Origin of the sequence: Pseudonocardia sp. EV170527-09, from assembly GCF_008369905.1 — a bacterium.
Taxonomy (GTDB): domain Bacteria; phylum Actinomycetota; class Actinomycetes; order Mycobacteriales; family Pseudonocardiaceae; genus Pseudonocardia.
On sequence record NZ_VRMC01000188.1, the window covers coordinates 1 to 3561 of the forward strand.

4 protein-coding genes and 1 pseudogene are annotated in these 3561 nt (G+C 69.1%); 1 reads left to right on the forward strand and 4 read right to left on the reverse strand.

Annotated features, from left to right (window positions below):
* Nucleotides 1-233: 233 nt before the first annotated feature.
* From FVA95_RS27970 to FVA95_RS27985, 4 genes and pseudogenes are all read right to left on the reverse strand, one after another.
* Nucleotides 234-344: pseudogene (locus FVA95_RS27970) on the reverse strand (IS481 family transposase); the annotation flags it as partial.
* A 115-nt stretch (nucleotides 345-459) separates the two neighbouring features.
* Nucleotides 460-1281: a phosphotransferase gene (locus FVA95_RS27975; protein ID WP_161992509.1), complete on the reverse strand. Its 822-nt coding sequence runs from the start codon at nucleotides 1279-1281 to the stop codon at nucleotides 460-462.
* Nucleotides 1278-1970 (reverse strand): HAD family hydrolase, encoded by a 693-nt coding sequence (locus tag FVA95_RS27980; protein WP_161992510.1) that lies wholly within the window; start codon nucleotides 1968-1970, stop codon nucleotides 1278-1280. Before FVA95_RS27980 ends, FVA95_RS27975 begins: the two co-directional genes overlap by 4 nt.
* Entirely contained in the window at nucleotides 1967-2836 is an 870-nt protein-coding gene (locus FVA95_RS27985) for a winged helix-turn-helix domain-containing protein (RefSeq protein ID WP_149666807.1), read from the reverse strand. Before FVA95_RS27985 ends, FVA95_RS27980 begins: the two co-directional genes overlap by 4 nt.
* 128 nt (nucleotides 2837-2964) lie before the next feature.
* Between FVA95_RS27985 and FVA95_RS27990 the strand changes: the two genes are divergently transcribed.
* Nucleotides 2965-3366 carry a hypothetical protein gene (locus tag FVA95_RS27990; protein ID WP_164514901.1) on the forward strand — a complete coding sequence of 134 codons (402 nt, stop codon included), beginning with the start codon at nucleotides 2965-2967 and terminating at the stop codon, nucleotides 3364-3366.
* Nucleotides 3367-3561: the final 195 nt, after the last annotated feature.

Sequence of the window (3561 nt, forward strand, 5' to 3'; positions counted from 1 at the left end):
GTGAACAGCTTCAACAAGCCGTCCGGGCCGGTCAGTTCCAGCCCCCGCGCTCGGGCGTCGGCCACCATCGCCGCTGCGGCGGCCTGCTCGGGCGAGAACCGCCGACCCGAACCCGTCTCGTTCTCAGCAGAGCCCATAGGGTCTGATGTCATCACTCACAGTGCCCATCCCGCCGGACGCTGAGGTCCGGCGTGTCGGGCCGGAACCACCGTTCGTTGCACAGGCCCCCGCGCGGAGACCATGAACATTGTCGCGGCCGCGGTGTGGGTCCAGCCGTGCTCGACGACGAGTTGAGCGAGCCGCAGCCGGGCGCGCGGGGTCAGAGCGGCGTTAGCGTGGGACACGAAGGCCTCCGGTGGGTGAAGCGGTTCCTAGACAGCTCCACTTCACAACCGGAGGCCTTCGTCTGTCAGCCAGACTCACCGCCCCCGGACGGGACAACCTCCCTGGACATCACAACTAGACGGTGGCAGCGTCGGCGACGGTGACCCAGGCGTCCGCTCGGTCGGGGTCGGTGTCGCTGGAGAGGGCGATGCTGCGGGCTAGGGCTCGGGCGGCGTCGAGGTGGTCGTCGCAGAGTTTGAGGGCGAGGACAGCGATGTCGTAGGCGGCTTCGCCGTTCATTCCGCGGGGGTCGATGAACCACAGCCGACCGCGGCCGTGGAGCACGTTGGGCGGCGAGAGGTCGGCGTGGCACAGCCGGGCCAGCATGTCGCCGGCAAGGTCGTCGAGAACAACGCTGGCGGCGTCCCGGACCGCGGCGGACTCAGGGCCGCGATGGGGTGGCTGGTCATCGACTGGCGGATAGGTGAGCCGCGCTCGGAGCCAGGGCACGATGCTCGGCACCGAGGGCACGCCGTCCTCGTCGGCGAGGGTGCGCAGCATCGTGGCTACCCTCGCGAGATCTCGCGGTCGCGGTTCCTGTTCGGCGAACGATGCCCCGGGCTCGGCCGCGTCCAGTGCGGTCCACGTGCTCGTGGGCGTGTTCCGCAGGAGATGGACCGCAGGCGCCAGTCCAGCACGCGAGAGCTGCTCCAGCACCGCCGCCTGGTGAACGGCGTCCGGGTCGGGGCTCGACCGCAGGACCACCCGAGCACCGGCGCTGGTCGTGGCCTCCACCACGAGCGCCGACCTGGCGGAGAACGTCGTGCCGGTCGGGGTGACCGAGAGTGCCGCGCAGACCTCGGTCAGCTCGACAGGGAGCGCCTCGATCCAGGCGGGTGCGCGGTCGGGCCATCGCGCGTGCGCGGCGCGGGCGACCTCGGGGTGCAGCGGGGTCACGGGCGTAGTGCGGTGGAGAGGGTGTGCATGTCGTTGACGACGACCAGGGCGTCCGCGTCGGCCAGTCCTTCGGCGCGCTCGGGCTGCTTGGCGTAGCCGATGCACGGCACTCCTGCTGCTGCCCCGGCGAGGACGTCGGTGATCGAGTCTCCGATGAACACCGCGTCGCTCGGTGCCGCTCGGCTGATGTCCAGGGCTGCGTGCAGTAGGTGGGGGTCGGGCTTCATCTGCTCGGGGTGCCCGAAGGGGCGGCCGATGATCTGCGCGACGTATTCGGTGAGGTCGTGGCGAGCCAGGTAGACCCGGATGGCTCGCTCAGAGTTGTTGCTGACAACCAGGACGGTGTGGCCGGTGGCGACGGCGGTGCGGATGAGCTCGTGGGCGCCAGGGGTCGGTTCGGCGATGGTCGCGGCGCGGGTCTCGTGCTCAATGACGTGGGCCTCGACGTCACGACCGGACTCGGGCGAGTGCCGGTAGGCGGCTCGGAGCAGGACCAGCGGGTCATCGGTGCGGACCTCGGAGAGGTCGATGCCGTGCACTGTGGCGAACTGGCGGACGGCGGCGGCGACCTCGGGTGCGGGGTGGCCGGCGAACAGGTGCGCGACGGGCCCGTCGAAGTCCAGGAGCAGGATCCGGGCGCCTCGGAGCAGGTCTGCGAGTTGGGTGCGGGTGCCGGTCGGGAGGGTCACTGCGGGTACTCCCGGGTGATGGTGGTCCACACGGAGTCGAACCAGGTGCGGGCCTGGGTGACGTACTGGGGACCGTTGCTGGTGTCGGCGTCGTCGCCGGTGGAGAAGTGGAACAGGGTGGCGTCCTTGCCCATCGGGTCGAAGATCGGCACGGGCGCCTTGTCGATGGTGACGGTGTGTTCCAGGACGGGGTAGAAGCCGAAGAACGCTTCCTCGTCGTTGATCAGGTAGAGCTTGAACAGCGGCGAGGCGCTGTGGGCTCGCACCTCGGCGGTCGCTGACTTCACGAGCCCGAGGTCGGCGAGTTCCTGCACTCCGTCGGTGATGCTGTCCACCGCGCGGCGGGTGATGCGATCAGCGCGCCTGCGGACAGCCGGGTCGTCGGCGGCGGTGTCGGCCCGGCACGGGAGCGCGAGGGGCACACCAGGGTCGGACAGCATGATCCGCACGGCGATGGACTCCGGGCTCAGGCGTCCGGCGCGGACCTTGTCCAGGACCTCGGACAAGGTGTTGGCCAGGGTCTCGCCGGAGAACCCGGCGAAGTCGATGCGCACGTGCGGGCGCTCGAACGCAGCCTCGATGTGCGGGCGCAGCCCCACCGGTAGCTCGGTCTGGGCGCGGACGAACACCCCGCTCCCCTGGCGACTGATGAGCAGCCGCTCGGCGTAGAGCGGACGTAGCGCGGCCTTGACCGTCTCGCGGGCGACACCGTAGCGCTCGGCCAGATCGGGCTGCGACGGCAGCTTCTCCCCCGCCTTGAGCTTGCCGAGCTTGATCGCGGCGCGGATCTGGTTGGAGATCTGCTGCGACGGGGTGCGCGGATCCTCCGGGTCCAGGTGCGCGAGGAACTCGGCTGGCGTGCTCATGACCCCACGGTACCGGTCGGCTGACTAGCCCGGCTAGCCAGCTTCCTCATTGGCGCTTGACATGGCTAGCCAAGCCGGTCATTCTGAGATGGCTAGCCAAGCTGGTCAGGTGAACGAAGGAGAGAGCGATGAGGGATCTTCCGGTGGTGCTCGACGGCTACAAGCTCACGGTGGTGGAGCCGCCCGCACCCAAGACGCGTCAGGACGCGAACGGCGCGGAGGTACCGGTGACGGATCGGGATGGGGTGACGCAGTTCGTGGTGTCGCTGTTCGCGAAGCTTCAGGTGCAGGCGGGCCAGCGGGCGCCGAAGGGTGAAGAGATCAAGGTGACCCTGACGGTCGATCCCGGGGAGGGGTTCGGGGAGGACGCCCGGGTGCAGTTGATCGACCCGAAGATCAATCCGTACTCGATCGAGTCCCCTGACGGGCGGACGGTTTCGGGGATCGCGTTCAAGGCGATGGGCCTCAAGCACGCCCACCCGGCCCCTGCGCCGATGCGGCGGGGCAAGGACGACGAGAACCACTCCTGACCGACCTCTGAGTCGTCGGTTTTGCCCGTCAGCGTAAGCGGGCTGGTCGCCTGATGTAGCGGCCCATCTATTCGCCGGAATGGTGTTCCGGCAATTCCCAGTAATTCCGAGACGGGGACTGTCAACGGCGGGTTGGGAGTAACCCCGTAACGACGGATTGGGACTGACCCCCTTGTCGGGTGTTCAGTCGTTGCT